Consider the following 5,582-nt stretch of genomic DNA (forward strand, 5'->3'; position numbering starts at 1 on the left):
AATGGGGTTATTTTTCTTCGGAGATACTGCTATAACGTCCATTGTAGTATTCATATGTAACACATGTGTTACTCAGAATATTATAAATACTGCTATTGAATTTCTTAGATATATAAAAACCGCAGATAACGCAGATGCGGAGCAACAAATCTGCATTCATCCGCAATTTTAATCTTCACATAAAGTCCGCCAGCCCCTTCTGCTTCACCTTATCGCTCTCAAACAGTGAACTCATCTCAAGCTCCAGCAACTCAAGCCTCTGCTTCGTATAATGCCTCACATTATACTCATTCGCAATCCGCAGGCTTGTCTCAAGATACTTCCTCACCGAGCCTTCATGCACAGTAAGCACAACATTCCCCCCGCACTTCGGGCACGTCCCGCGCAGGGGGGGGCGCCTGTACTTTGCATTGCACTTCGTACACCGCACCTTCTGCTTCGAGAACGAGCGCAGGTTCCCTATCAGGTCTGGCAGGAAATGCGAGTTTATTATCCTTTCCGCAACATCCTGCGGGTCAACTGCCTTAATCTTCCGCGCCAGGGCGAGCTGCGCATCCATCTTCTCTATCATTGTCCCCAGCGTTTTGTACGCGCTGTTTTTCGGTCCTGCCGCAATGTCAGCGGTATCGTGAGTAAAACCGAAGCCCTCATACTGCGCAGGCGTCCCCAGCCTTCCGCTCACGGTATCCATCAGCTTCACGATATCTTTCGGGTTCTTATATCCGAGCGTAGCTTCATAGAACTGGAGAGGATACTGGAAAAGCACGTCTATATTATGCGCCTCCTTATCCACTTCATTCGGGTCTATGCGCATGGTCAGCACAAGAGGCGCATCCATCTGCCCTCCGCGCTTGTCTGGGAGGTAAGAGCGAGAGAAATTCAAAAGCCCGTCCATAAGCAGCATTACGCAGTCCTCGTCGCCGTCGCACTGGAAGGTAGTAATCCCTGAGCAGATGAGACTGTGATGGGTATCGACTGTCAGGTTATACACATATTTATCTTGAGAGCTTATCTCTTTTTTTTCTACAACTTTATCAATGAACACATCCTCATAAAAACTGGTTCTTGCCCGGCCTTTTTTAGCCAGCCATTTTTTAAGCAATCCTTCAGCACGCTTTTGCTTTTCACCGAGGAAGCCTATGTCCTCTATGAATTTTCCTGCTTCGCTACCATAAATCCTTATTTTATACGAATGGAGCGATCTTGGTTTTCCATAGAATTTCAGGATCAGGTCACTTTTTACAGCCCTTTCTTCCTCATAGATAGAGTGCTTAATCCCGGAAAACATCAGAAGGAAGGATACACCATCGATCAGCCATTTATTTACTGAAGTTAAATTGACCTCTAACGTGCTTTGCAGAGAGCACGATCCATCTCCGGTGAAATAACCTCTCAAAAATGCATTTATCTTATCCCTTGGCAGGGAGTACACAAAGTTCGGAACCCTTTTTGTTTTCGCATTATTACCGATTTTCAGTTCTGCGAAAAGTTCGTAGACAAATCTTGAGCATATCGTTATATGATTTCCTGAAATACTTGGGCGCAAACCGAAAACGGTGTTTATTTTTTCCTTTAATATGCGTCTTGTCCATTCTTTAGTAGCGGTTATGGATACCTGATGACAATTATTTTGATTCTTTTTAATAAACCCTTCAGCTAAATAAAATCCTAACAGTGATAAGAAATCTTCATCCACGGTTATGCTGGGTTTTATAGAAACTTTATCCCTTCTACTCCCTATCAGATAATTTCCTGTATCGACCACAGCAGGATTAAATCTGTTGACCATCTCTAACGGATATGACTTTCTGTAAATATAATTTATAAATGTCTTATAACTCATCCCAAGATTTTTGCTTATCTGTGAAAGAGGTATATTCTCCTCGAAAACATCGCTTTCTGTCCTTATCATTACATCTTCAGCGTCGGTTATCGAAAGCAGGTCGATATTCTCTTTAGTTTCGATAGGAAGTCTTTTGAGGTTCCAGGGAATCAATAATTCATCTGCATCCTCCGCCTTCACTTTTATTCCTGAGCTATCCGGGAATGGATGATCTTTAGTCACGACTATTTTTCTACCACTTTTTGTTTTTAGTTCGATCAGTTTTTTCGGAGAAATATGTTTTGAAACACAGGTTATATCCGCCAATTCGAATTTTTTCGTTTTTATGTTAAAAGCAAACGTTTTCATGCCTTGTATCTTCTTGTATTCGGTTCCGAAATCATCTTTTTCTGTTTTGCCGGTAAGATTGTGTTCAACAAGCTCTCGAATCGTTAAAAGCTCAAAGCAATCTCCTTTGTAAACCAGTAATTTTTCATCTCCATGGAAGCAATTTCTTCTCTTTGCTGCATGGAAGAACGGGTGCGCATAGCCCACTGAGGCACCTGTAAACCCGATAAGGCGCCCGAGAACTCCAGCTGATGTGTGGGGTGCAAGCCCTATTACAAGCTTCCCGATAAGCTCGTTGATACCGGATATATTGTAATACGGCTCGACCTTATAATATTTTACAAGCAGGTCATCGATGAATTTTGCGGTTTTCAGCAGATATTCGGCGCAGTCCTTTGAGACAATGATATCCTGCACTTTAAGTTCCAGTACCTGGCTCTCATCGACAAGAGGCTTTCCATACACATCGTTCGCGTAACCGAGTTCTTTCAATCTCTCCACAGGAACGCCTATCTCTTTTGGCTTGATGTGGGTAAGAGGAAGGTCTGAGAGGTCGTATCTTACAGTGCCGTCCTTGAACATCACAATATCATGTTTTGCGCGCAGGATGCCTTTTTCAAGCGGCTCAGGCGTCTTGTTTTTTGACATAAGACCAAGAACTCCTTTTATTGATTCGAAGTTATCCCTCTCGCCTACTCTCTCTAAAGCCTCAAGGTATTCTTTTTTGAAGTCGATAGGCATTTCGATGATCGATGTAGTCTCTTTTTTACATTTTGGACATATGGTTTTGTTGACCTCGATCTTGCATGAACTGCATTTCAGCAAAGGAATCGTGAAGTTCCCGCACCTGCACCTGCTCTTGAACGTCCTGCTCTTGCATGAAGGGCAGATGCGCTCGCCAATCTGGACTTTTATTGTCCCGATCTTTTCTTTCTGCACCGATAGCCCTGTTTTAAAATCATTACTCCTTTCCGCGCCATCATCGCCGTCATCCACATATTCTTTTGCGCTTTGCAGCGACCTTCTCCTCCCTCCAGCCTCGCCGATAGGGAAAAGTACATGCGGCGCAGGCTTCATTTCGCGTTTGTCCGATTTTTCAGGTCTTCCCATCCTGCCGCCGATCCGAATTGGGGCGCGGCTCCGGACGGTTATCCCGCTGACTCCGGAGACAGTGACAATGACGTTTGATTCCGGCGCAGTCCACGTCTTTTTCAGATTGGGATCAAGACCCAGGCATCTCATTAGCGGAAGCGGCTCATCAATGTATATCTGCTTTTCACGCACAGTATGAGGAACAAGGAGCGTCTCAAGTGTGTTTTTTATTTTTTCATCAAGCGGGAACGCAAGCTTTTCAGCGAATTTACCGTTCTTCTGGATATATTCTGCCATCTGGGTATATTCCTCAAGTTTGATATCATGCCAGAGGTACGTGTATTTTGGATGAAGCGGCACTTTATAAGTATCCGACAGTGAGAGTGCGGTTTTTTGGTTGGGATTTTTCAAGTCCCCAAGTTCTTTTATTGAAGTTTTGGCGGCAAGTTCCTGGAGCCACCATTCATAGCAGTAGGATGACGGCACAAGGGGATGATTATTTTCAAGAAAATCTCCGAAATTAATCAAAATCTCACCAATATCGAGTATCCTCTGGACCGATGGTCTTATTTTAAGAGCTTCCTGCGCTGTATCCACCCTCATAACATCGCCGTTAAAGAGACGGACGGTAGGTCCCTCGATAGTGTCCACAGGCCCTATACCGGCGGCTTTACCAGGGCGCTCCACTTTTATCTGCGTGCCTGCTGCAATGAAATCGTCCATCAATATCATTGTGGCCGGACTGATGCCTGCTGCTGCAAAACTCGTGTTTCTGCCCCTGCCGTACCTGAGCCTGAAGCCCCCCGGCATCGATGGGTAGGAGAAAACAGGTCTGCCCGCAATCAAATCCTGCAAATATTTATCCTTTGGTTTTAACTGCGCAGATGCATCATCGGTCTTGACCGTGACCACGAATTTCTCAAGCCAGTCCCAGCCGCCAAGCTTGAGCTTGTCCACATGCTTTTTTACTTTCGGGGCTTTGAGCGCGATGCCCTCTGCAATGACAAGCGCCATGCCGCCGCGTATCCTGTTCGTTTCAATACGCGCAAGGTCGCGCCGCCCTTCCACTTCCGCTTCCTCTGTGGGTTCACCGTCTATAAAGATAGGGCAGTTCCGCACGATAAGCCGTATCTCCTCATCGGTCGGCAAATACTGGAGGTGGACAGCCCTGTGATATGCAGTGATCTCCTCCACGTATCTCTCCACTTCTTCAGGTCTGGGGATGAAACGATTGACCCCCAGGCTTCCGCGGATATAGTCGGCTGCCAGCACGGAGAGCGCCTGCGCCGTTCCGCCCGCGCTTCTTATAGGTCCGGCGTAATAGATCCTTATATAATCTGAACCGTCGTCGTTCTTTGCAAGGTCGATTTTTGCGATGCCCTCTATGGGCGCAGCCACCACTCCTTCGGTGAGGACAGCCATCGCAACCCTCACGGCAGCCTCGATGGCATCCCTTGTCGATTCAAAGCTTTTGATCTCCCCTTTAGCCACGTCAAGAGCAAGACGGAGTGCTGCTTCCTCGCGCGAAAAAGTGGTCTCAAGTTCCCGCAGGCGCTTCGCCACGCCTTCGATGCCGAGGAGCTTCTCCACTCTGTCAGCCAGGTCTTTTGCTATCGGTATCTCTATCTCCGGCTTCGGGTCTGCGCCGTTTGTGCGCGCGCGGTTTGCGAGGGAGATTGCCCTGTTAAGCTCGTATTCGAGGGTATTAAAATAAGCGAGCATCGTGTCGCTGGCTGCGAATTTCATGTACTGGATACTCTCCTCAGATAGTGATACATTCTTCGAACCGGGCCTGGTTAATATTACATGCTGATTTCAGGCTGGGATGAGATAAAGATTGTTATGACTTTACACCGCCAGGTCCTTCCATCTATAAGCCGTAAATACACCGGGTGGAAAGTGAAAAATGAATTGCATGGAATTATCGAATCAATCGCATCGCTTCGTGTAATAATGCCTTTTTCACGGAGCATACCCTAAATCTTCTTTTAGCTCTTCAAGGTCCTAATGAAAAACGATCTTTTGTTTTGGTAACTCAGCCAGCAGTTCAGTCAGAGAGACCCCGGCGATCTCAGCGGCTCTCCAGAGCGTTATATCCTGGTTCTGGTACATTCCGGGTACTTTCCGTATTTTACAAAATTCCGGGAGGATATTAGATCTTGCCGCATCGATAATTTTAATATCAATTAAAACAATTGTTTTAATTATGCCAACAACCATTACAATAAATGAAAAAACTAAAGAAAGGTTATCGGATTATAAGTTCGGTGATTTGACTTTTGATGATGTTCTACCTGAATTTCGACGATTTTGGTAACTA

General features: G+C 45.7%; 2 protein-coding genes. Both read right to left on the bottom strand.

Going from position 1 to position 5,582, the window contains the following annotated elements; all coding sequences use genetic code 11:
* Nucleotides 1–175 precede the first annotated feature (175 nt).
* A complete protein-coding gene (locus tag MNV_RS20920) occupies nt 176–5,008 on the bottom strand; it encodes a DNA polymerase II large subunit (RefSeq protein ID WP_096207264.1) in 4,833 nt (1,610 codons plus the stop codon).
* Nucleotides 5,009–5,266: 258 nt separating this feature from the next.
* Complete coding sequence (locus tag MNV_RS17685) at nt 5,267–5,482, bottom strand: hypothetical protein (RefSeq protein ID WP_096207265.1); 216 nt, start codon at nt 5,480–5,482, stop codon at nt 5,267–5,269.
* Nucleotides 5,483–5,582: the final 100 nt, after the last annotated feature.

The sequence above is a fragment of the Candidatus Methanoperedens nitratireducens genome (assembly GCF_900196725.1).
Lineage (GTDB): Archaea > Halobacteriota > Methanosarcinia > Methanosarcinales > Methanoperedenaceae > Methanoperedens > Methanoperedens nitroreducens_A.